The sequence below is a fragment of the Nostoc sp. FACHB-280 genome, from assembly GCF_014697615.1.
Taxonomy (GTDB): Bacteria; Cyanobacteriota; Cyanobacteriia; order Cyanobacteriales; family Nostocaceae; genus Nostoc_B.
On record NZ_JACJSD010000045.1, the window covers coordinates 16740 to 38639 of the forward strand.

At 42.4% G+C, this 21900-nt stretch carries 19 protein-coding genes and 1 other RNA gene; 8 read left to right on the forward strand and 12 right to left on the reverse strand.

The window, feature by feature from the left end:
• Positions 1 to 174: 174 nt before the first annotated feature.
• The 3 genes from H6G75_RS25770 (at position 175) to H6G75_RS25780 (ending at position 2427) form a co-directional block, all read left to right on the forward strand.
• Positions 175 to 1056: a 4-hydroxybenzoate solanesyltransferase gene (locus tag H6G75_RS25770; RefSeq protein ID WP_190982766.1), complete on the forward strand. Its 882-nt coding sequence runs from the start codon at positions 175 to 177 to the stop codon at positions 1054 to 1056.
• A 291-nt stretch (positions 1057 to 1347) separates the two neighbouring features.
• On the forward strand, positions 1348 to 1926 hold the full coding sequence (locus H6G75_RS25775) for a hypothetical protein (RefSeq protein WP_190982767.1): 579 nt from the start codon (positions 1348 to 1350) through the stop codon (positions 1924 to 1926).
• Between the two features lie 6 nt (positions 1927 to 1932).
• Positions 1933 to 2427, forward strand: a complete 495-nt coding sequence (locus tag H6G75_RS25780) for a TIGR00725 family protein (protein WP_190982768.1) — start codon at positions 1933 to 1935, stop codon at positions 2425 to 2427.
• Positions 2428 to 2584: 157 nt separating this feature from the next.
• Here H6G75_RS25780 and H6G75_RS25785 read toward each other — a convergent pair whose 3' ends face one another.
• On the reverse strand, positions 2585 to 3607 hold the full coding sequence (locus H6G75_RS25785) for a diguanylate cyclase (RefSeq protein WP_190982769.1): 1023 nt from the start codon (positions 3605 to 3607) through the stop codon (positions 2585 to 2587).
• A gap of 731 nt (positions 3608 to 4338) precedes the next feature.
• Positions 4339 to 4539 carry a heavy-metal-associated domain-containing protein gene (locus H6G75_RS25790; protein WP_190982770.1) on the reverse strand — a complete coding sequence of 67 codons (201 nt, stop codon included), beginning with the start codon at positions 4537 to 4539 and terminating at the stop codon, positions 4339 to 4341.
• Positions 4540 to 4860: 321 nt separating this feature from the next.
• Here H6G75_RS25790 and alaS point away from each other — a divergent pair, with 321 nt between their 5' ends.
• Both alaS and H6G75_RS25800 read left to right on the forward strand, forming a co-directional pair.
• Positions 4861 to 7503, forward strand: coding sequence for an alanine--tRNA ligase (gene alaS / locus H6G75_RS25795; RefSeq protein ID WP_190982771.1), 2643 nt, complete (start codon positions 4861 to 4863; stop codon positions 7501 to 7503).
• 150 nt (positions 7504 to 7653) lie between these two features.
• The gene (locus H6G75_RS25800) at positions 7654 to 7893 is read left to right on the forward strand and encodes a type II toxin-antitoxin system Phd/YefM family antitoxin (protein WP_190982772.1); all 240 of its coding nucleotides are present in this window, start codon (positions 7654 to 7656) and stop codon (positions 7891 to 7893) included.
• 169 nt (positions 7894 to 8062) lie between these two features.
• Here the strand turns inward: H6G75_RS25800 and H6G75_RS25805 are convergent, their stop codons facing one another.
• The 3 genes from H6G75_RS25805 to H6G75_RS25815 all read right to left on the reverse strand — a co-directional run bounded on the left by H6G75_RS25805 (position 8063) and on the right by H6G75_RS25815 (position 9304).
• On the reverse strand, positions 8063 to 8467 hold the full coding sequence (locus H6G75_RS25805; RefSeq protein ID WP_190982773.1) for a DUF6979 family protein: 405 nt from the start codon (positions 8465 to 8467) through the stop codon (positions 8063 to 8065).
• Positions 8468 to 8571: 104 nt separating this feature from the next.
• Positions 8572 to 8757 carry a hypothetical protein gene (locus H6G75_RS25810; protein WP_242051643.1) on the reverse strand — a complete coding sequence of 62 codons (186 nt, stop codon included), beginning with the start codon at positions 8755 to 8757 and terminating at the stop codon, positions 8572 to 8574.
• Positions 8758 to 8848: 91 nt separating this feature from the next.
• Positions 8849 to 9304, reverse strand: coding sequence for an EVE domain-containing protein (locus H6G75_RS25815; RefSeq protein ID WP_190982774.1), 456 nt, complete (start codon positions 9302 to 9304; stop codon positions 8849 to 8851).
• 242 nt (positions 9305 to 9546) lie between these two features.
• On the opposite strand from H6G75_RS25815, the gene ssrS reads away from it, so the two are divergent.
• Positions 9547 to 9730: non-coding RNA, 6S RNA (gene ssrS, locus H6G75_RS25820), on the forward strand.
• 603 nt (positions 9731 to 10333) lie between these two features.
• Positions 10334 to 11449 (forward strand): ATP-binding protein, encoded by a 1116-nt coding sequence (locus H6G75_RS25825; protein WP_313934911.1) that lies wholly within the window; start codon positions 10334 to 10336, stop codon positions 11447 to 11449.
• A 137-nt stretch (positions 11450 to 11586) separates the two neighbouring features.
• Here H6G75_RS25825 and H6G75_RS25830 read toward each other — a convergent pair whose 3' ends face one another.
• The 4 genes from H6G75_RS25830 to H6G75_RS25845 all read right to left on the reverse strand — a co-directional run bounded on the left by H6G75_RS25830 (position 11587) and on the right by H6G75_RS25845 (position 17670).
• Positions 11587 to 12708: an ABC transporter permease gene (locus H6G75_RS25830; protein ID WP_190982776.1), complete on the reverse strand. Its 1122-nt coding sequence runs from the start codon at positions 12706 to 12708 to the stop codon at positions 11587 to 11589.
• 4 nt (positions 12709 to 12712) lie between these two features.
• Positions 12713 to 13819, reverse strand: a complete 1107-nt coding sequence (locus H6G75_RS25835) for an ABC transporter permease (RefSeq protein WP_190982777.1) — start codon at positions 13817 to 13819, stop codon at positions 12713 to 12715.
• Positions 13820 to 13973: 154 nt separating this feature from the next.
• A complete protein-coding gene (locus tag H6G75_RS25840; RefSeq protein WP_190982778.1) occupies positions 13974 to 16136 on the reverse strand; it encodes an ATP-binding cassette domain-containing protein in 2163 nt (720 codons plus the stop codon).
• Positions 16137 to 16257: 121 nt separating this feature from the next.
• Positions 16258 to 17670 carry an HlyD family secretion protein gene (locus H6G75_RS25845; RefSeq protein WP_190982779.1) on the reverse strand — a complete coding sequence of 471 codons (1413 nt, stop codon included), beginning with the start codon at positions 17668 to 17670 and terminating at the stop codon, positions 16258 to 16260.
• 92 nt (positions 17671 to 17762) lie between these two features.
• On the opposite strand from H6G75_RS25845, the gene H6G75_RS25850 reads away from it, so the two are divergent.
• On the forward strand, positions 17763 to 18407 hold the full coding sequence (locus H6G75_RS25850) for a TetR/AcrR family transcriptional regulator (protein ID WP_190982780.1): 645 nt from the start codon (positions 17763 to 17765) through the stop codon (positions 18405 to 18407).
• Between the two features lie 263 nt (positions 18408 to 18670).
• On the opposite strand, the gene H6G75_RS25855 is transcribed toward H6G75_RS25850, so the two are convergent.
• The 3 genes from H6G75_RS25855 to H6G75_RS25865 form a co-directional block, all read right to left on the reverse strand.
• Positions 18671 to 20032, reverse strand: coding sequence for a cation:proton antiporter (locus tag H6G75_RS25855; RefSeq protein WP_242051644.1), 1362 nt, complete (start codon positions 20030 to 20032; stop codon positions 18671 to 18673).
• 205 nt (positions 20033 to 20237) lie between these two features.
• A complete protein-coding gene (locus tag H6G75_RS25860) occupies positions 20238 to 20570 on the reverse strand; it encodes a P-II family nitrogen regulator (RefSeq protein WP_190982782.1) in 333 nt (110 codons plus the stop codon).
• An 84-nt stretch (positions 20571 to 20654) separates the two neighbouring features.
• The gene (locus H6G75_RS25865; RefSeq protein WP_190982783.1) at positions 20655 to 21764 is read right to left on the reverse strand and encodes a sodium-dependent bicarbonate transport family permease; all 1110 of its coding nucleotides are present in this window, start codon (positions 21762 to 21764) and stop codon (positions 20655 to 20657) included.
• Positions 21765 to 21900 lie beyond the last annotated feature (136 nt).

The following is a 21900-nucleotide window of genomic DNA, read 5'->3' on the forward strand; positions in this document are numbered from 1 at the left end:
GCTTTCCCCTACACCCCTATACCCTTATTTCCCTAACACCCCGATTTTTTGACGATGAATTATGTATCCATCGTTGCAAATTTAGGTTGTGTTTTTACAAATAACAAATAAAGTTATTCTATAGATGTAAAGAAGTATTAACTGAGCAATTTTAGTAATTTCTGCTGGATTTCTATGTTGAGTACGCCAGAAAGCAACCAAGAACCTGTGTGGTCTGTGATTATCCGGCTTTTACGGTGGCATAAACCAGAAGGGCGGTTAATTTTGATGATTCCAGCCTTGTGGGCTGTGGTTTTGGCGGCGGCTGGTCAACCGCCTTTACCTTTAGTGGGAGTGATTGTTTTGGGTACTCTAGCCACAAGTGCGGCTGGGTGTGTCGTCAATGACTTGTGGGATAAAGATATCGACCCAGAAGTAGAAAGAACACGCGATCGCCCTTTGGCTTCTCGTGCGTTATCAATTAAAGTAGGCATTGCCGTGGCGATTATCGCCCTGGGATGTGCAGCGATGCTGGCATTTTATTTGAATCCTCTGAGTTTCTGGCTTTCATTTGCCGCCGTCCCCGTAATTCTACTGTATCCAGGGGCAAAGCGCGTGTTTCCGGTGCCGCAGTTAGTACTATCTATTGCTTGGGGTTTTGCGGTGTTGATTAGTTGGAGTGCTGTAACGCAAAATCTTTCTCAACCAACTTGGTTACTTTGGGGCGCAACTATCCTCTGGACATTGGGATTTGATACTGTGTATGCCATGAGCGATCGCGCCGATGACCGACGCATAGGTATTAATTCTAGTGCGTTGTTTTTTGGTGATTATGCCCCAGATGCGATCGGTATTTTCTTTGCTGGCACTATCTTGTTATTAGGCTGGCTGGGGGTTGAGATTCATCTACACTTAGCTTTTTGGATAACTCTTGCATTGGCGAGTATTGGTTGGGTTTGGCAATATTGGCGATTGAAACAACAAGATTTGCCAAATGCGGCTTATGGCGAAATGTTTCGGCAGAATGTGTGGATTGGCTTTATTTTACTGGCAGGGATGATTGTTGGCTGGCTTTAATGGTCAGATCCCGGACTTCTTCAATAACAATGGGTATGGGGGTGTGAGGGTCTAGGGGTGTAAGACTTTTAAACACCCATACCCCTACACCCCTTTATCCTCCCTGAAACCCTTGATTTGAAGAAGTCCGGGATCTCAGCCTCATTTGATTTACGAGAATTTTATGAAGTTGCCGTATTTTCCCTGATTACACAAAGATTTCATCAATATTATAAATATTAGCTCCGCAATCTTACGAATATAGTTTATTTGTTGGGTATATGCAGATGAAGTTTAGCAGCACCCAACGCAATGCAGCGATCGCACCTTGCTAAAACCGCTATGATAGTTTTCCTTTCCCTTGGTAGTTTAGGGATTGTCGGCGGCAGTTTTTTAATCCGAAGAGCCTTCAGTAGTACTACTGAATCAGGCATTGTCACTAATGCAGACCGTTACAGTGAAATCCGTAATCAATTATGGGCAAGTCCCGCCGAAATTCAGCATTTTCCCCGCACAATTTCCGCCGATGCCCAAGATGTGCGAATTGCCTATTCTCCAGGGGTTGCCCAAGCTAGTACTTTTTTCCAAGTGCGCGAAAAACAATCCCCCGCCCAAATTCAACAATTATTAGCAAAATACAGAAAACTAGCCAAGCATAAGTACTTAGGTGGCGATACCAATGTCCACTCTAACCTCCCTAATGGGGTTCCCACTACCTTTTTTTATACTGGTGATGCTGAGAGAGAATCTTTTCCGCCTTCTTACGAAATTTTAGTGTTGAATGCGAAAGATAAAGGTACTGTAGGATTTAAGTGGAATCACGGTGATAGTTACGGCGTAGCTATTGATAGTACAGCCTCAGAAATTGTTTATTGGGCTGAAAAATGGTAAGGCTGAATGCGGAAAATTATCATTGGGGTAATGGGGCCAGGAGAGACGGCGACAACAGATGATTTACACAATGCCTATGAATTAGGTCAACTCATTGCCCAACAAGGATGGATTTTGTTGACTGGTGGACGAAACGTTGGCGTGATGGAAGCCGCAAATCAGGGTGCAAAGTCCGCTAACGGGTTAACTCTAGGGATTCTTCCTGGTAGTCAACCAGATGGCATTTCGGCTGCGGTAGATATTGCAATTTTCACAGACATGGGAAATGCACGGAATAATATCAACGTTCTTTCTAGTCATGTGGTGATTGCTTGCGGTATGGGTGTAGGAACTGCTTCCGAAATTGCCTTAGCGTTAAAAGCACATAAGCCAGTGATTTTATTAATTGACGACACAGATAGCAGAAATTTCTTTCAGAAATTATCTGGGGATAATGTTTATCTGGCGGATTCTGCTTTAGATGCGATCGCCACTGCTTTGAAAGTGCTGAGTGCTGAGTAAAAATACCAGTCCGACTGTCATACTTGGCTATAGAATATAGCGGTAGTCAGAGATGTTAGGACAATTTGAAAGCTTAAATGCCAGGAATAGTAAGACTTTTCCTCCTACCTTCTGCCTAGCCTGACGGCAACGCTTCCGCGAACGTCCTCCTGCCTTCTTATGAAGACATAACCTTCAGATGAGAGAAATCAGCATATTCCGAACTCACAACTTTGTTTCGTCCTAAAGCTTTGGCATTTAATAAGCATTGGTCAGCACGATGAAGCAAGCTATAACCTTTATCATCATCATCTACTTGCAAACTAGCAACACCCAAGCTAATTGTGATCGGAATCGTTAATTCCTTGCTAATGGCAAATGGTTGTTCTGCAATGATGCGATTTAAGCGTTCGGCGACGATGACGGCTTCTTCGCCAGTGGTGTTAGTCAGCACAATTACAAATTCCTCGCCACCGTAACGGAATGGTGTATCTTTAGAGCGGAGGTTGTGCCGTAGGCGAGAGGCTAATAACTGTAAAAGGCGATCGCCCACTAAATGCCCGTAAGTATCGTTAACTTTTTTAAAATAGTCGATATCTAGAATAATCAAACTCAAAGGATTACTTTGAGTCCGGGCTTTTTTGACTTGTCGAGGTAAATCCCATTCCATCGCCCGACGATTACTAATTTCTGTGAGTGAATCTGCTAGTGCGATCGCAGATAATAAATCATTTGTCCGCATCAGTTCACGGTATTTTTGGGCTTTCCGTAAACCAACAGTTATTTGAGCTAGTATTACCTGATGATGGGCAGCTAGACTGGCTGGATTCTGAGCAATTATTTCATCGGTTAGCTGCCAAATATAAGCATCTGCACCTTGTCTAAGTGCAGTAGCAGTCATTTCCCATTCCCAACACAAATCCTGCTCACTTTTGGCATTCAACTGATAGGAACGATCCTCGAAAAGAATACAATACAACCAAGATAGCTGGGTTTGGTTTTTTAACCAACCACATAGTTCTATACTTTTATCTAAACTTGCTTGTATAAGTATGACATCAGGCGGATCATTTTCTAGTTGAGAAACTGCCTGACTAAAATCAGTCATCACTTCTAGACTAAAAGCGGTTGCATCCAGGATCTGATCGGGAAGTTTAGTGACAAATTTCTCACTTCCAATGACCAGAATTGAAATATTCATTTTTTTATATCTGCCTTATTTCGAGCTAGAAATTCCTACTAATTTTTACAATAGAGAAACTATCCGTATTTTTATTATCGATATATTTCCCTATGCTTGATAGTCATAACCTTAAATTAACCATATCCTGGCAATTTTAATATCATCTTAATACATGACCCTGAATAGAACTACTGAACCTTACAGTTATGATAATTACTTTCCGTCTTTATCCTTTTTTTTTAAAACAGTGTAAATACGGAACTTCTATTTGTTGTTAATAGAATTACTGTAGTTTCCAGGTGTTACTTGCTTTCAAGTATGAACACAATAAAAGAGCAAATTTTATGTTCGAGATTGCTCGATTTTATTTAGGTAATTTAAATTTTTAAAAAAATATAAAATTTGGCTTTCATCCGTAAAAACCGAGATGCTATATAAATAGGAACAATGCTATGTAGTTTCATCTCCGTAAGGATTACTGCCTAAGCAAAGCCAATTTTTCAAAGATTTTAACTGGGCTTTTTAAATATGTCTTTTCTTTTGAATAAGTGAATTTACGAGAGATAGAATCCTGACCACAGACAACAAGTGAGCTAGGTAAACAATCTAGTTCTCAAATATAGACCTGGAACATATTGTGATACTTAATTTTGTAGGAGCTAAAGGTTATTTGCTCCTATAAATCTTGAATTGTGCTGTAGATTTAGCACCAACTAATCTAAAATTTCTGTAAACCCTTTATGAAGAAATCAATAACCTTCAATGTCGTAACCAGAAGCAACAATCACCTGTTTAATTGACTCTTCTGAAGCAGCAGATTCTACGGTAACAGTTTTATCTTGTACATTCACATCTACCAGCGCATCAGGTTCCATTACATGGATAGATTCAGTAATTTTGTCAGCACATCCTGCACAAGTAATGTTGGGAACTTTTAGTTTTAGTGCCATTATTTGCCTCTTTTGAGAAAGTTTAATATTTCTTTTATAAATAAAATTTTATTTCTGCATTGGGATCGCATACATCTAGCTAAGGTGGGGTAGTAAGATTACGTATATAGGCATAGGCGATCGCTGGTAAGATGTACCTCTCAGTAAAAGTTACTAGCAGCAACCAAAGACAAAATGCAAAAATAAGGCTAGAGGTTAGGGGCTAGAATGATGTTTATAATTTCTATTTGCATCAGTGTCTAGCTCGAAAGTACTGATTTATTTCTCAAACAACTAGTTCTTAGTCCCCAGTCCCTAATCATTCTTTTTTGTTTTCTATCCATGTCTTCTAATCCCCAGTACCGCAGCGGTAACGAAATTCGCACCTTATTTCTTGACTTCTACGCCCAACGGGAACACCAAATTCTGCCCAGTGCTTCCCTCGTACCAGAAGATCCAACCGTGCTGCTGACCATCGCGGGGATGTTACCATTTAAGCCGATATTCCTGGGACAGCGCACACCCGAATTTAAAAGAGCAACCACATCACAAAAGTGTATTCGTACCAACGATATCGAAAACGTCGGACGCACCAAACGCCATCACACGTTTTTTGAGATGTTGGGTAACTTCAGCTTTGGTGATTATTTTAAAGAACAAGCGATCGCTTGGGGTTGGGAAATTTCTACACAAGTTTTTGGCTTCTCTCCCCAAAACCTCGTCGTCAGCGTCTTTGAAGAAGATGACGAAGCATATAATATCTGGCGCGACAAAATTGGTGTAACCGAAGCCAGAATTAAACGGATGGGTGCAGATGATAACTTTTGGGCTTCTGGCCCCACTGGCCCTTGCGGCCCTTGTTCGGAAATTTATTATGATTTTCACCCAGAACGCGGCGAAGATAATATTGATTTAGAAGATGACACGCGGTTTATCGAGTTTTATAACTTGGTATTCATGCAATACAACCGGGATGCAGCAGGGAATTTAACACCTCTGCAAAATAAAAACATTGATACTGGTATGGGTTTGGAGAGAATGGCGCAAATTCTCCAAAAAGTGCCGAATAATTATGAAACAGATTTAATTTTCCCGATTATTAAAACCGCCGCCCAAATTGCTGGCATTGATTATCATACAAGCGATGAGAAAATCAAAGTCTCTTTAAAAGTTATTGGGGATCATGTCCGTGCAGTAGTTCACATGATTGCTGATGAAATTCGCGCCTCTAATGTGGGAAGGGGTTACGTGTTGCGGCGGTTAATTCGGCGGGTGGTGCGTCACGGCAGATTACTTGGCATTTCTGGGAATTTTATCACCCAAGTGGCGGAAACTGCGATCGCCCTGGCTGAATCAGCTTACCCAAGTGTCCGCCAACGGGAAGCAGCTATCAAAGCAGAACTCGAACGGGAAGAAACCAATTTCCTCAAAACTCTCGATAGAGGCGAAAAGCTTCTCGAAGATATTATCCAAGAACTCAAACAGCAAGGGCAAACAGAAATTAGTGGGAAAAATGCTTTTAAACTCTACGATACCTACGGCTTTCCTCTAGAACTAACTCAAGAAATCGCTGAAGAAAACAACCTCAGTGTTGATGTTGAGGGATTCGAGGCGGAAATGGAGATTCAAAAGGGACGTGGTAGAGATGCCCACGAAACCATTGATTTAACTGTACAAGGTTCCCTGGACAAACTTGCAGAACATATCCACGCCACGGAATTTATAGGTTATACCCAAGCTGCGGCGACGGCGAAAGTGGAAGTATTGCTAGTCAATGGTGTCACTGAAGAAGCTGCTGAAGCCGGAACAGAGGTGCAAATCCTCCTCAACCAAACCCCATTTTATGCGGAATCTGGGGGACAAATAGGCGATCGCGGTTATATCTCTGGCGATGGTATTGTGGTGCGCGTGGAAGATGTGAAGAAAGAATCTGATTTCTTTGTCCACTTTGGACGCATTGAACGCGGAACACTGCGGGTTGGCGATACAGTTACCGCCCAAATTGATTCTGCTTGTCGTCGTCGCGCCCAAGCCAACCACACCGCAACCCACTTATTGCAAGCGGCGTTAAAGAAAATCGTGGATGAGGGAATCTCTCAAGCTGGTTCACTCGTTTCCTTCGACAGATTGCGCTTTGACTTCAACTGTCCCCGCGCTTTAACAACCGAGGAAGTCCAGCAAGTTGAAGAACAGGTAAACACTTGGATTTCCGAAGCCCACTCCGCCAAAATTGAAGTATTACCCTTAGCCGAAGCCAAAGCTAGAGGTGCTGTGGCAATGTTTGGGGAAAAATACGGAGATGAAGTCCGCGTCATTGATTTCCCTAGTGTGTCTATGGAATTGTGCGGAGGTACGCACGTAAGTAATACTGCGGAGATTGGCGTATTTAAGATTATCTCTGAGGCGGGTGTAGCTTCTGGAGTACGGCGGATTGAAGCAGTTTCTGGCCCGGCGATTTTAGATTACTTAAATGTACGGGAGAAAGTAGTCAAAGATTTAAGCGATCGCTTTAAAGTTAAACCCGAAGAATTACCAGACAGAATCACAACACTACAAACCGAACTGCGAAACGCTGAAAAGCAATTAGAAACGCTGAAGGGACAACTAGCGATCGCTAAATCAGACAGCTTGCTAGACACAGCCCAAACCGTAGGCGACCATAAAATTATTGTTGCCCAACTCGAAGGCGTTGACCCAGAATCTTTAAAAACTGCGGCGGAACGCTTACTACAAAAAATCGGTAACGGTGCAGTCGTACTCGGTTCCGTTCCCGAAGCTGGTAAAGTCAGCATAGTTGCAGCCTTCAGTCCAGAGGTGAACAAGAAAGGTTTGCAAGCTGGAAAATTTGTCGGTGCGATCGCTAAAATCTGCGGCGGCGGCGGCGGCGGTAGACCAAACCTCGCCCAAGCCGGCGGCCGTGATGATAGTAAATTACCACAGGCTTTGGAACAAGCGCAGAGTGAGTTAAAGTCTTCCTTGGATTAACAATTTTTTAGAATCAAATTGTAGGATGGGTTACGGCTTCGCCTAACCCATCACTTATTTTGACTACTCTAAACAGATAACGAAGAAACGAACCGCAAAGGGCGCAAAGGACACAAAGGAATAAGATTTTCAGAGGGTTCTTTTTTAAAGATGCAAAAAGTTTCAATTGATGAATTCCAACAATATCCCCTAAAATACCTCAATCAAGTTGAGGCAGGTGAAAGTTTTATTATTATTCAGGCAGATAAAGAAATTGCTGAACTCAAACCTATTCAAAGTCATAACAAGCAGCTACGACCATTTGGTTTGTGTGCAGGAGAGTTTACTGTACCTAATGATTTTGATACGCTTCTGGCTGAAGATATATTAAACGCATTTGATGGTAGATGAAAACTCTTCTAGATACCCATCATTTTTTTGTTTCGCGCAAAGACGCAAAGGCGCAAAAAAAGCAGAACTACTTTCTCAAGAAGTCTATTGTTTCACTTCCTACCGATAATTAAGTTTCAAGCGTCTAGTTGCTCTTCTTATTAAAAAATAGGGCTGTTTAGCTCTTCAATTACGTACTTTCAACAACAATCAAATTTTTCTCCCATAAAGTCATAACCACGTCCATTTGACCGTTTTGCGCTTTATTCCAATTTTCTTTTAATTCTGACATTACCAGCTCCCAGAGTTTGGTCTTACCCTGCCGAGCTAAGTTATGGTTAGCCACTAAAAGTTCAACTGCTTTGACGGCGTAATTTCCATTCTTACTATCAATCAATTTGACTGTGTTAGGTGAGACACCAACTACCAAGCCGGCTGCACAAAGCCCAAGGAATGCTATACGAGGACAATCCTTATCTCGTGAAGGCTCTGAGATATATGTTTCCGCAGATTCATACCATGCTTGTTCGGCAGATTTGTACCCACTTTTTAGAAGTTTGGTAGCCTCAATCGCATTTATTCCAAACTGTCCCATACGAATATCTTTAATATTTAAAAATTTTACTTATTATACATTATGTCCACGTATAAATATGTATTTTTAGCGCCACAATTTGTAAGGTAGTGATAGTTTTACTGTCAAGACTCAAGGTTGAAAACGAAGGGGTTGGGGCGCATTTGGACATCAGCAGCATGACGAATTTCTCGCAGGGCTTTGTAGTCGAAGTCTGGAGCAAACTGAATTTGTCCAGCAAGGTCGAGTAGGTTCTTTTTGTGGTGTGATTCACTGCGCGATCGCACGAGTTCTTGCACAGCAAAATTCACCAGTTCTTCTCAGTAGATTTGTAAGATTGGTTAGCCACTATTTAGCTTTGTCGAGTATGTTTTGACTGTAGCCAATACTGACACCCAAAACCTAACCTGTTTTCATTGCCAGAATTTTCTGGGCGACAACTTCACTCACAGGCATAACTGATAACCGATTACCTGTTCTCACCACTGTTAATTCATCTGGGCTAAATTTCTCTTTCAGCGTTGACAGCAAAATAGGTTGGTCAAAAGTTTCGGCAAACTCTACCACAACTGTTTGCCAACGTGGTGATTCAGGAGTTGATTTCGGATCATAGTATTTGCTATCTGGTTCAAATTGTGTCGGGTCAGCAATACCTGTTTTGGCTACACGCATTAACCCAGCAATACCAGGAAAAGCCGTATTAGAGTGATAGAAAAACACTAAATCCCCAACCAGCATTTGACGCATATAGTTGCGTGCTTGGTAATTCCGCACACCATCCCAGACTGTTTCGCCCTGCTGTTGAAGGTCTGCAATGCTATAGACATCTGGTTCGGATTTCATCAGCCAATAATTCATCGACAAGACAAGAATACACAAATTTTTTAGTATACCATTTCACATTATTCTGACTGATGCAAGAGAAAGAAAAATCAAGATTTTAGCGAAAGGTGTAGGTGTTCAAAACCCTTACATCTTCACACCCTCATAGCATTACACCCATTCTTTATAAACAACCTTTATGTGTAAGCTCTGAAGTTGTTTGTCAGAAAATCCTTATATTGAACACACAAGCTGGATGAGAAAGCTATAATGAGTTAGTTGCACTGCGACGTTGGTGACTGCCATCAAGTTTTTTGATCTATGTCTTTAAAGAAAAGGGAACTAAATAGTTCTCGTGGCAGTAGACCGGGCTTGTACCCGGAAACTTTAAACGAGCAACATCAGTACCCACCTGGTTTAACCAGGTCATAAACTTAGGTAAAACGGCGTTGCGGTGAACTTAAAATTTCAAGCTCCCAAATTTAATTAAAATTTGGGGGCTTTAGTTATTGGTATGATAAAAAATATAAAAAATTATTATTGCTCCCTAATATTTTCGTTTCATTATGATAATAATCTTAAGAAGCAATTTATAAAGTAAACCTTAAATTAAAAAGACATAATCATTTTAAAATAGTGCATGAATATAGCTCAATAAGCTTCAGTGAAGATACTCCCTGAGTTGAAAGTGCTGAGTAAACATACTAGTTACTTTTTCATGCTTTGCTATGACATAAGTTTCATCAGGACTGTCTAAAGCAACCCTCTTAAAAAGAGCATAAAAGATGGTTATTAGACAGCTTTTTCAGGGGGATTAGGGAATATTAAGAAGATTAAAACGTTAACTGAAGCGTGTTGAAATATAGCTCTTGTGGTGTGAGAATCCTGTCTATAAATAGGTGTTAACTCAGAATTGGGAGTATGCAGGTGGAAGATTTTTTTAATTTTTTTCTATCGAAAAATTTTATTCCGCATGGGCATTGTTACTTATGGCAGCCGGGATTAGTATGGCTACATATTTTATCAGATTGTATAATTTCGTTTTCCTATTATTCAATTCCCTTAATGCTGGTATATTTTATCCGTAAAAGAGAAGATATACCATTTAAAAATATTTTTGTTTTATTCAGTGCATTTATTATTTCTTGCGGCACAACTCATTTGATGGAAATATTGACACTGTGGCATCCTTATTATTGGTTATCAGGCACAATAAAAGCACTAACAGCAATCATTTCCTTTTATACAGCATTGACTTTAATACCTTTAGTGCCGCAAGCACTGAGTTTACCCAGTCCGGCACAACTAGAACAAGCAAATCAAGCCTTACAAGTCGAAATTGCAGAACGTAAGTTAGTTGAAAATGAGTTGCGTCAATATAAGGAACGTTTAGAAGAACTTGTAGAACAGCGCACTACTGAACTAGCCACAGCAAATAAACAATTACAAACCGAGATTGTGCAGCGCCAGAAATCTCAAGAAAGAATGGGGGAATTATTGCAAGAATTAAAAAATACTAATCAAGAGTTGAATGATTTTGCTTATATAGTTTCTCATGATTTAAAAGCTCCATTAAGAGGTATAGGTTTACTATCAGAATGGTTAATGAATGACTATGGCGATAAATTTGAGGGGGAAGGCAAAGATTTAATCACAAAAATTATTACGAGGGTGAAGAAGTTACAAAACTTAATTGATAGCATTTTAGAATATTCAAGAGTTGGACGGATTAGGGAAGAAAAAAGAGAAGTTAATCTGCATAACATAGTTAAAGATGTAATTGAAATTCTCGAACCTAGTCAGGATATTCAAATCGAAGTCAGTGATAATTTACCAGTTATTTACTGTGAAAAGACTAAAATGCAGCAAGTTTTTCAGAATTTACTGAGTAATTCCATTAAGTTTTTAGGTAAACCCCAAGGCAAGATTATTATTGGTTGCCAAGAAGAAGCAGATTATTGGCAAATCAGCGTTGCAGATAATGGAATTGGCATTGAGGAGAGATATTTTACAAAGATATTTCAGATTTTTCAAAAATTATCTAGTATTGAAGACCCCACAAGTACAGGAATTGGTTTATCTATCGTCAAAAAGATTGTTGAGATGTATGGGGGAGTTATTTGGGTAGAATCAACAGTTAATCAAGGCAGTACTTTCTTTTTTACTATCAAAAAAATATGAGTCTGATATAGCAGTTTTATGTGATATGTGAACAAAAGAGACAAGGGGGATAAAGGGGACAAGGGAGACAAGGGGGACAAGGGGGACAAGGGGGATAAGGGGAACAGATGTTTGTCAATTATTTGGGATGGCTATATTTAGCTTAATTGACTGCGAAACTTGTAAATACTAATAGTTAATAAGACGATGGCAAAGGCTACTAATGCTAAAACATTCATCCACAATACATCTAACCCAACTCCTTTAAGTAAAATTCCGCGGACAATGGCGATGTAGTGGCGTAAGGGATTAAGTAAAGACACAACTTGAAAGAAAGGTGGCATGGCTTCAATTGGTGCGATCGCGCCAGAAGTCTGTACCATTGGTAAATTGATAAAGAATGATGTAAGGACTACTTGCTGTTGCGAACGACAAACAGTCGCCAACATAATCCCTAAACTAATCCCCACGAATACATACATACTCGACAACCCAAAAAACAGGATAAAATTTCCTCGGAATGGGACATGAAATACTACTGTTGCCAATGTCAAAGCGAGTAGAACATCGCCGAGTAACAACACCGCTAAAGGCACAATTTTCGATAGTAAAATCTGCCAGTTCGCCGCCGGAGTCATTAATAATTGTTCTAAAGTTCCAGTATCTTTCTCTCGCACAACTGTGATTGCAGAAACTAATGTGCCAATTAATGTCAGAACTAAACCCATAACTCCCGGTACAAAAAACCAGCTACTAGTTAACCCAGGGTTGTAGAGAAAGACAACTTCCGGTGAAATTGGGGGAGTAACTTGCGCCTCAGTTAAATGCAAATTATATTGTTGAATAATTTGATTCATATAATTTCCGGCAATCCCGGCGGTATTGGCATTTACGGCATCAATAAATACTTGAATTTCTGCTGATTTTTGGGCGAGTTGACGCGCAAAATCGGGGGGAATTATCACTCCGACATCTAATTTACCTTCTTCTACCTGGCGACTCAAATCTTTTTCGCTGCTTGGTACAGATTCCAGGGTAAAAATCTGATTGGATGTCATAGCTGACACTAACTCACGGCTGGCGCTGACGTTGGCATAGTCAATGACACCTAAGCGTAAGTTATGCACATCAGGATTTAAGATAAATCCATATAGTAGTAGTTGAATTGTGGGCGGGACAATTAGTAAAACTATTAATTGTTTGTTGCGTAAAATTTGGCTAATTTCTTTTTTGACTAATGCCCAAAATGGGCTGTTGAGTAATCTTTGGATAAGTTTCATAAAATTAATTAGGTAATTGCATTCGGCTTAAAACTCGGCGCGATACGTTAAAGAAGAATAAGCCCAAAATTGTCAGCATGAGTAAATCAAACCAAACTCCGGCAAAACCTGTACCACGTACAAAGGCATCACGAGTAATATCTATGTAGTAACGCGCTGGAACTACGTTAGGCGCTAATGAAAGAGGGAAAGGAATATTATTGAGGGGATAAATAAAACCTGATAATAATAGTGAAGTGATAAACCCAACGAGGGAAACGCCTTGAACGGCAGCATTTTGATTACTGCTACGTACTCCTATAAGTAAGCCAAAGAAGACGCTATCTATAAGAAATAGCAGCGTTCCAATTATTAAAGTTATGGGGTTGCTAACAATCCCAACTTGAAAAATAATTGAACCTAAAATCATTACTATTAATGTTTCTGTGATAGCAATTAATAAGTAGGCTAACCCTTTACCAAGTAAGAGTTCGGTGGCGCTAATACTAGACGCATAGACTTGGATAATTGTACCTTTTTCTTTTTCTCTTACCATTGCGATCGCAGCTAACAATGAAGGAAAAATCCATAACACCACACCATACACTCCCGGCACTATATACAGTGATTCTAATCTGCCAGGGTTAAACCACAAACGCATTCTGGCTGTAATACTATTAGTTGGTGGTAATAATCCATGATGCTGCATAAAAAAGTTGGTGACTCTTTGAATACTATTTCTAATTACCCGCGCATTATTCACGTCTGTGGCATCAATTAAAACTTGTACTGTTGTGTGTTTACCTGCTTGAATATCACGGCTAAATTCTGGAGGAATAATTACAGCAGCTTTGGCAATTCCTTTATCTATGGCATCGCGTATGGGATTACCACCAGTCCATTGTTTGGGAATAAATTGATTGGTGGCATATAATCTTTCTATGTAGCTACTGCTGAGGTTTGTCCGGTTAAAATCTTGGACAATTAAAGGGATATCTTTACTTTCTAACCTGATAGCAAAACCGAAAATAACTAAGGTGATGAATGGTAAGATAAAGGCTAATGCTAAGGTCAGGCGATCGCGGCGAAATTGGGCGATTTCTTTAATACATTGGGCGATGATTCTTTTCATATATTTCTCCTATAGCAATCCTATCTGAGTCGTGAAAACGTATTCTTTTTAACGAACCGCAAAGGGCGCAAAGGACACAAAGAAAGAGAAAGAGGAAAAGAAAGAGAATCTCACAAATGATTTAGGATTGCTATACTCCCCACTCCCTCAGTATTTATGTTTGAGAACGTTCTACTATACCGATAAACGCATCTTCTAAAGAGAAGGGTACGGGGCGGAGAGAATGAATTTGAATTTGATTGGCTTTTAATAGTTGAGTTATTTTGTTGATTTCTTGTTCAGGGTTATCTAAAACAACGTGTAAACTATTAGCAAAAATCGAGATTCTCCAAGAATCGAAGTGTTGTTTGAGTAACTTGGAAGCGGCTTGATTTTGATTCACAATGATTTCGATTAATTTACCGGGTTGGGAAGCTTTAATTGAACTGGGTGAACCTTCGGCGACGGTTTCACCTGCAACCATAAAACTCATGCGGTTACACTGTTCCGCTTCTTCTAAATAGTGAGTTGTGACTAAAATGGCTGTACCGTTGCGGGCGAAATCATTAATTAGCTTCCAAAACTGACGACGCGCCAAGGGATCTACTCCCGATGTGGGTTCATCTAAAAATAAAATATCTGGTTCGTGCATCACGGAAGCACCGAAAGCTACGCGCTGTTTCCAACCTCCTGGTAATTGTCCGGTGATGAGATTTTCTTGTCCTTCTAAGCCGCAGGTAGCAATTACCCAATCAATTTTTTCTCGCCGCAGTTTGCGCGGTACACCGTAAACTCCGCTATAAAATTCCAGGTTTTGCAAAATGGTTAAATCATCGTAGAGGGTGAATTTTTGACTCATGTAACCAATGCGTCGCCGCAAGTCTGCACTCCGCAGATTTCCTGTTTCACCACCTAAAGAAATTTCTCCACCACTGGCTTCTAACAGTCCGCACAACATTTTGATTGTGGTAGTTTTTCCCGCACCGTTCGCACCCAATAACCCAAATATTTCCCCGTAACGCACCTCAACATTCACATCTTTAACAGCGCGGAATTTACCAAAAACCCGACTCAAGTTGTGGGCGTATATCGCTATTTCTGAATGCTGTACACTGAGCGAAGTCGAAGTGTGGGTGCTGAGTGCTGAGTGCTGAGAGGGGGTAGACAAGGTAGAGGGGGGAGACAAGGTAGAGGGGGGAGACAAGGTAGAGGGGGGAGACAAGGTAGAGGGGGGAGACAAGGTAGAAAGATTGCTTCCTTGTCCCCCTTGTCCTCCTTGTCCCCCCTGTCTCCCTTGTCCCCCCTCTCCCCCAACTCCCCACTCCCAACTCCCCACTCCCCTTTTCCGCGAACGAGGAAAGGGAAAAAACTGCGGTACAGAACCTTGTTGACGCAGGCGGGTGACAAAAACGTTTTCTAATGTGGGTTCGCCACGTTCGATGCTGGGTGTGGGTAAATTATGTTGTTGCAAGAGTTGGCGGACTTCTGTTTCTCCCGCATCTAAATCAGGTACAAGGACATCCAAGCGATCGCCAAAAATCTGCACATCTATAATATTGTTTTGTGCAGTCTGGGAAAGTATCTCTTCAGTAGCTGTTAAATTTGCGGTTCGCACTTCCAAGCGATGCAAGCCCAAGTTAGCGCGTAAGTCTGCGGGTGTGCCAATTTCATGAATTTGTCCACTGTACATCAACGCCACACGGTGACAGCGTTCGGCTTCGTCGAGGTAAGGTGTCGCCACGACAATTGTCATCCCCTCGGCGGAAAGCTCGGCTAACACATCCCAAAATTCTCGCCGGGAAACAGGATCAACACCCGTGGTAGGTTCATCTAACAATAAAACTTCTGGTTGAGAAACTAAAGCACAACACAATGCCAGCTTTTGTTTCATTCCTCCAGACAATTGTCCCGCCAAGCGATCGCCAAATCTATCCAAACTCATTAATTTTAAATATTTCTGGCGGCGTTCCCGTAGCAAATCATCTGCTACTTGCCGCAAACCTGCTGCATAACGCAGATTTTCATCAATACTCAAGTCTAAATACAGTGAAAACTGTTGAGTAAGATAACCCGTGATTAACCTTGCATCTCGCGCAGGCTGTCCAAATATCTGCACTTCCCCGGCGGTTGCTTCCATCACGCCGCCCAAAATGTGAAAGGTGGTGGTTTTTCCTGCGCCATCAGGGCCGATGAGTCCAAACATCTCGCCTTTCTGGACGGTGAAATCAATGCCTCGAACGGCTGCTAAGTTGCCATAATGCTTGTGTAATGCTTGTACTTTGATGGCGGTTGTGGTGGGGCTGGATGAGGGCGGTATGATGGTGAGTTGCTGTGTCATAATTTTTTCACGCAGAGACGCATACTTCGGCTGCGCTCAGTAACCGTAGGCGCAGAGGGAGTTTTGAGAGAGTTATTTGTTGAATAAAAAAACTCTGATTTTTACTAGAGGTTTATTTCCTTCAACCTCCTGCCTCCTGCCCCTGGTTGGTGAGCGTAGCCGAACCACTGCCTCCTGCCTTCAACTGAATCTCTGCATCAGCCGGCATTCCAATTTTGGCGCAGGGTAAATCTGATTGGGCGTAGGGATTTTCGGGGTTAAAGCAACCATCGGGGTTTGTGATTTCGACGCGAATACCGACTACTTGTCTGACTCTATCTTTTTGGAAGTAAATATTTTCTGGTGTAAAGGAAGCTTGGGGATCGATGGCAATGACTTTGCCTTGCAAGGGTTTGTCTGGTGCAGAATCTAAAATAATTTTTGTGGTTTGTCCTAGACGCACTTTGCCAATATCGCCTTCGGGAATAAAACCGCGAAAATACAATGTTTTAGGGTCAACAATGGTTAAAATCTTTGTTTGGCTGTTCACTACTGCCCCTGGTTCGGCACTCCGGGCTGTAACTACGCCATCTATGGGGCTGAGGACGTTTAAATCTTTTTTAGAGTCGGCAATTTGGGTGAGGATTTGTTGTTTGGCGGCTTGGGCATCTTTGACTTTAGCTTGTGCAGATTTAACTTTAGCTTGTGCAGATTTCAATTGGGCAGTACTTTGCTGCTGCTTGCGGACTAAGGCTGTTAACTGGGCGTTGCGAATATCGGGGTTAAAGCCTGTGGTTTTGGCTTGGGTTAGCGCCCCTTCGACTGCACTCAGTTGTTGATTTGCGGCGTTAACTGCCGCTTGTCTGGCTTCTAAGGTGGCTATGGCTGTGTCCAGGGTGGTTTGGGCTTGGTCGAATTGTTGTTGATTAATTGCGCCTTCTTTGACTAATTTGGCGTAGCGATCGCGGTTGACTCGTGCTAAATTTACTTCTGCTGTTGCTTGTTTAACTTGGGCTTCTGCCTGGACTAATATTGCTTTGGCGGCAGCAACGTTCGATTGTGCCTGTTCTATTCTGCCTTGGGTATCACCTTGAGATTGGCGTACATTCAATTTGGCTTCGTTAATTTGGCTGGTAATTTCTTGAATTTCTCTTTCTACTCGCTCAACATCAGAAATTGCTTGCTGTTCATCTGATTCAGCCGATGCTATCCTCGCTTCTGCACCCCGCAATTGGTCTTGTAGAAGTTGGTCATCGCTGTCATCCATTGTGATTAATTCTTGTCCTTTTTTGACTGCCGTCCCTTCCCGCATCGCAATTGACTCAATTCTGCCCGAACGCTTTACCCCAATTTCGGTTTCATAACCCTCAATGCGACCGCTAACTGTCAGGATGTTTGTTGCGCCTTGGGGTTGACTATGCCAGACTGCATAGCCAATACCAGCAATTACCAATACACCTCCAATGATTAAAGGTATTGGTTTTTTACGATGCTGCGGTTTGGATACTGGGACATTTGTAAGACTTTCCGGGGGAATTGGGGCAGTCTGAGTCATAGTAGCATCCTGAATTGTCCAAAATATTTTGGTCATCATACTAGACTGTCCAGTATGATACAGCAAGAGATCAGCAAAAAAATTTACTTTTCATGCCTCATACCTCTACATCCCCACTGGAAATTGAGTTACCTGCAATTACGCAAAAACAAGAACAAATCTTGCAAGGCGCAATTCGAGTATTTTTGCGCGAAGGTTACGCAAAAACTAGTATGGATAGGGTGAGTGCAGAAGCGAGAGTTTCTAAACAAACAATTTACAGTCACTTTCAAGATAAAGAAGGCCTATTTACAGCGTTAATGGAACGGTTAACGCTCCGGTGTTTTCAAAGTATTTTTATTAACACAGAATTACAAGGTGAACCAGCTAGTTTATTGCGTCAAGTTGGCGAAACTTACTTAACCAAAGTTGCCGATAATCCTGATTATGTGGCGCTGTTGCGCTTAGTGATTACTGAATCACAAAACTTTCCTGAACTCGCCAAACTTTATAACCAAACAGTTGTGCAACGTGGTCGATTTTTGTTGAGTCAGTATTTTGCATCTCATCCAGAATTAAATATTACTGACCCAGAAGCGATCGCACATATTTTTATGGGTTCTTTAGTTTCTTATGTAATTTTACAAGAAATTATGTATGGAAAAGAACTGATGTCTTTGTCACGCGATCGCTTGTTAGATAGTTTGATGAATTTGGTTATGAGCCAGTCTAAATTACCTGAGTTGGGTGATGACTAAACATTCGGAATATCATCAAAAGGAATGGAAAATGCCCTTGATGTTTAACCAAGATAAATATAAATAATTATTAAGTAAATATCAGCCAAAGTTAATTAAAACTAAAGCGGAAAAAGAACGAGTGTTAGCTATTGTCGAAGAATTAACACATCGTTCCAATCCACTGTGTTAGCGAGTAGAAAAACCATGAGTAAACTTAATTGTTCACCCAACCTCGCGCCACAATCATTCATTGAGTAAACAGCCGTAATCTCGTAAAACCGTTATTTACTTGCTGTTTCTACAGCCGTGGTAGATTCTGGGATGGGATTTGTGGATGAACCAAAGGCAACCCGTAAAAAAGGTGGAGCCAGAAAAGTTGTCAAAATTACCATGATAATGATCGACACCTCCAGAGGCTTATCCAAAATACCACTAGCTGATCCGATGCCAGCAAACACTAGACCGACCTCACCTCGTGGAATCATCCCAACCCCGATCGCCACTCGATTGATGCCGGGTTGTCCAAACACTGCCCAACCTGTGATCAACTTGCCGATAATCGCCACTGCGATCAAAAACGTTGCAATCAAAAGACCTGCCCGATTCTCCGGTACCGCTGGGTTCAAAACACCGAGGTCGGCACGCGCTCCCACCGTCACAAAAAAGACAGGTACCAGTAAATCGGCGATCGGTTTGATTAATTCATCTAACTCGTTTCGGGGATCGGTTTCATCGAGTACCAAACCCGCTGCAAAGGCACCCAAAATCGCTTCAAGATGAATGGCATTACCTAAAAATGCCATAAAGAAAGCGAAGATGAATGCCGGAATCACAATATTTCCACGGGTTTTGAGCCGATCCACGATCGCCACAAAACTTTTGTTAAAGACACCCCCCAACAAAATTGATCCAATCAAGAATGCCGTAGCACTGACAATCAAATAAATGACATTAGCGACATCAATCTCACCGGTTTTGGCTAAACTGGCGACTACAGCCAGGACAATAATGCCGAGGACATCATCAATCACCGCCGCGCCAACAATGATTTGCCCTTCTTTGGATTTAAGTTGACCTAACTCTGACAAAACTTTAGAGGTAATGCCAATACTTGTTGCCGTTAACGCAGCCCCCGCAAAAATCGCCGGAATGGCTGCGACATGAAAGAGTATCATTAAACCTGCCGTACCTGCCGCAAAAGGTGCCGCGACTCCGACGCAGGCGACAACTGTGGCTTGAATTCCCACTTCCTTTAGTTGCCGCAGATCGGATTCCAGTCCGATTTCAAACAGCAGAATAATCACACCGATTTCAGCTAGAACCGAAATCACTTCACTTTGTGACTCAAAGATTCTGGTCAGTGCATCCGGTGTTAATTGATTCAATCCTTGCAACGCCTTCATAATCACCGAGTCAGAGGCAGACAGCCCCCCTTCAGGAAAGATCACCAGATGCAACGCCGAAACGCCAACAATCACACCGGCGACCAGTTCTCCCAGAACAGGCGGAAAATCCAAGCGTCTAGCCACCTCTGCGCCGAACTTGCTGGCCAGATAAATCACCACCAGTGTCAGCAATACGCCAGACAGAATAATCGGTGAATCCTCAGCAACAACAGTCGCTAGGAATGGCATCGGAGCCATGAGAGCGGCTATCCCCCCACTGAAAGGAGGCAGAATGTTGGACAAAATCATGAGTTTAAAGCGATGAAGGTTAAGGGTTTGAAGAAGTTATAAAACTGCGGGGGGAATGACTTCTGTACGAGGATCAACGTTCTGCGGACACGAAACACTGTCACTCAAAAGCCGAGGTCATGACCTCGGCCTCTGGAGTCTGCTTCGTCTCGACTCAACAGCCGTCTGGCCCACAGAAAGTTCTCCCGTACAGTACCTCTGCTTCACAGATATAGATAATGCCCGCATAATCGGTGAAAAATTGGATTGCGACCTGATCTGCAATCTTCTCTGCCATCTCCCGATTTTCGGTGAGTACCTCGAACTTTACATTGGAATCGGTGTCGGAAGTGTTGGGTTTACCTGTAGAGCGCACGTTGCGACTGCCTTTACCGCCAGTATCCACCACCGTATAACCGGTCGCCCCGGCTTCATCAATTATCTTGGCAACCTTTTTCAGTAGAACCTTTTCCGTGACGATGACGAGCTTGTTGGCACGCTTGGCCATGTTGCTTACCTCCTGAAATTATGTACATTGATCTACTGGGTCTGCCGGGTCAAGGGAGTGCGACAGACCTAGACCCGTTTGGGATTAGCCGCCGATCGCCTGGGCAAGCCCGACAAAGAACGGTATACACAAACCGATCGCAACTGGTGTACCAATAGCTGTGGATGCGCCTATATAGGCGGAGGGATTGGCCGACGGGATACCAGCTCGCAATGTGGGTGGCCCTGAGATGTCGGAACTGGAGGAGGCGATGACGGCCAACATTACCACACCACCCATGCTGAATCCTGCGACTTGGTGGGCAATCATGCCGAGACCGAAGGCGATTAGCCCATGCACAAACGGTGCGACCACACTATACACAACATACCACTGGGCTACCTTACGCAGTTCGCCAACCCTTGACCAAGCTTCCATACCCATGACCAGCATCAAGATTGAAAGCAAACCGCGAAAGGCGGGATCGTAGAAGCTTTTATAGACACTTTCCGGCCGGGTGAACAGTCCCAGAGCGAGGCCTAGCAACATTGCCGATAGAGCAGGCCCCCGGAGACTTTCCTCGATAATTGGCCATATCTTGACCTTATTATCCCCATCTCCCTTTTGCTGGTTGAGATACTCCTGACGGCTGCTGGGATAATCTTTTTGATCGGGATAATCGCCAGCCGTAACGGGCTGCTCAATAGCGTAGGCTGCTTCTTTACGCTTTCTCTTGTTGAGATAAATATTAGCCACAACAATTGCTGTTACGAGCGCGGGGATATCCATGAAGGGATAGAGTGCGCCAGCCCATGCCTCGTATGAAATTTTTTGTTCTTCCAGTACAGTCAGACCGGCAGCCATTGTCGAACCACTCACGGCTCCAAACAATCCCCCAGTTGCGATCGCATCAACGACTTTGACTTTTGGCAGCTTGGCTAACGTATAGCGCGAGATGAATACAATCGTAATCCCTGTTATGACAGCAAAGATCATGGGTAACACCATCTCAGTCAGATTAGAATTACGGATCGCAATTCCACCGGTTAGACCGATTTTGGTGAGCAGCATGAAGACGATGATCGTACAAATCGACTCAGGAATGACCAATTCGCTACCGAGGGCAGCAATGATCATGCCACCAATCAAAAAGGCTAGTGTTGGGGACTGTAATTGGGCAATGAAGTCCTTCACAAACAGCGACACAAAATCCACGAATGCCTCCTTCTCCTCGGATGACGAGTATTGCAATAAATGAACTAAATGAACCGGAGGTTATTAAACCGGATGAGATTGGTGATTCCCATCATTGAGGTCAATGAACGGTATATCAAACGAACTAGAACCGACT

Excerpts from the sequence above, each read along its gene's own strand:
- H6G75_RS25770 (WP_190982766.1), top strand. The coding sequence starts at position 175 with ATGTTGAGTACGCCAGAAAGCAACCAAGAACCTGTGTGGTCTGTGATT.
- H6G75_RS25775 (WP_190982767.1), top strand. The coding sequence starts at position 1,348 with ATGCAGCGATCGCACCTTGCTAAAACCGCTATGATAGTTTTCCTTTCC.
- H6G75_RS25780 (WP_190982768.1), top strand. The coding sequence starts at position 1,933 with ATGCGGAAAATTATCATTGGGGTAATGGGGCCAGGAGAGACGGCGACA.
- H6G75_RS25785 (WP_190982769.1), bottom strand. The coding sequence starts at position 3,607 with ATGAATATTTCAATTCTGGTCATTGGAAGTGAGAAATTTGTCACTAAA.
- H6G75_RS25790 (WP_190982770.1), bottom strand. The coding sequence starts at position 4,539 with ATGGCACTAAAACTAAAAGTTCCCAACATTACTTGTGCAGGATGTGCT.
- alaS (WP_190982771.1), top strand. The coding sequence starts at position 4,861 with ATGTCTTCTAATCCCCAGTACCGCAGCGGTAACGAAATTCGCACCTTA.
- H6G75_RS25800 (WP_190982772.1), top strand. The coding sequence starts at position 7,654 with ATGCAAAAAGTTTCAATTGATGAATTCCAACAATATCCCCTAAAATAC.
- H6G75_RS25805 (WP_190982773.1), bottom strand. The coding sequence starts at position 8,467 with ATGGGACAGTTTGGAATAAATGCGATTGAGGCTACCAAACTTCTAAAA.
- H6G75_RS25815 (WP_190982774.1), bottom strand. The coding sequence starts at position 9,304 with ATGAATTATTGGCTGATGAAATCCGAACCAGATGTCTATAGCATTGCA.
- H6G75_RS25825 (WP_313934911.1), top strand. The coding sequence starts at position 10,334 with ATGCTGGTATATTTTATCCGTAAAAGAGAAGATATACCATTTAAAAAT.
- H6G75_RS25830 (WP_190982776.1), bottom strand. The coding sequence starts at position 12,708 with ATGAAACTTATCCAAAGATTACTCAACAGCCCATTTTGGGCATTAGTC.
- H6G75_RS25835 (WP_190982777.1), bottom strand. The coding sequence starts at position 13,819 with ATGAAAAGAATCATCGCCCAATGTATTAAAGAAATCGCCCAATTTCGC.
- H6G75_RS25840 (WP_190982778.1), bottom strand. The coding sequence starts at position 16,136 with ATGACACAGCAACTCACCATCATACCGCCCTCATCCAGCCCCACCACA.
- H6G75_RS25845 (WP_190982779.1), bottom strand. The coding sequence starts at position 17,670 with ATGACTCAGACTGCCCCAATTCCCCCGGAAAGTCTTACAAATGTCCCA.
- H6G75_RS25850 (WP_190982780.1), top strand. The coding sequence starts at position 17,763 with ATGCCTCATACCTCTACATCCCCACTGGAAATTGAGTTACCTGCAATT.
- H6G75_RS25855 (WP_242051644.1), bottom strand. The coding sequence starts at position 20,032 with ATGGCTCCGATGCCATTCCTAGCGACTGTTGTTGCTGAGGATTCACCG.
- H6G75_RS25860 (WP_190982782.1), bottom strand. The coding sequence starts at position 20,570 with ATGGCCAAGCGTGCCAACAAGCTCGTCATCGTCACGGAAAAGGTTCTA.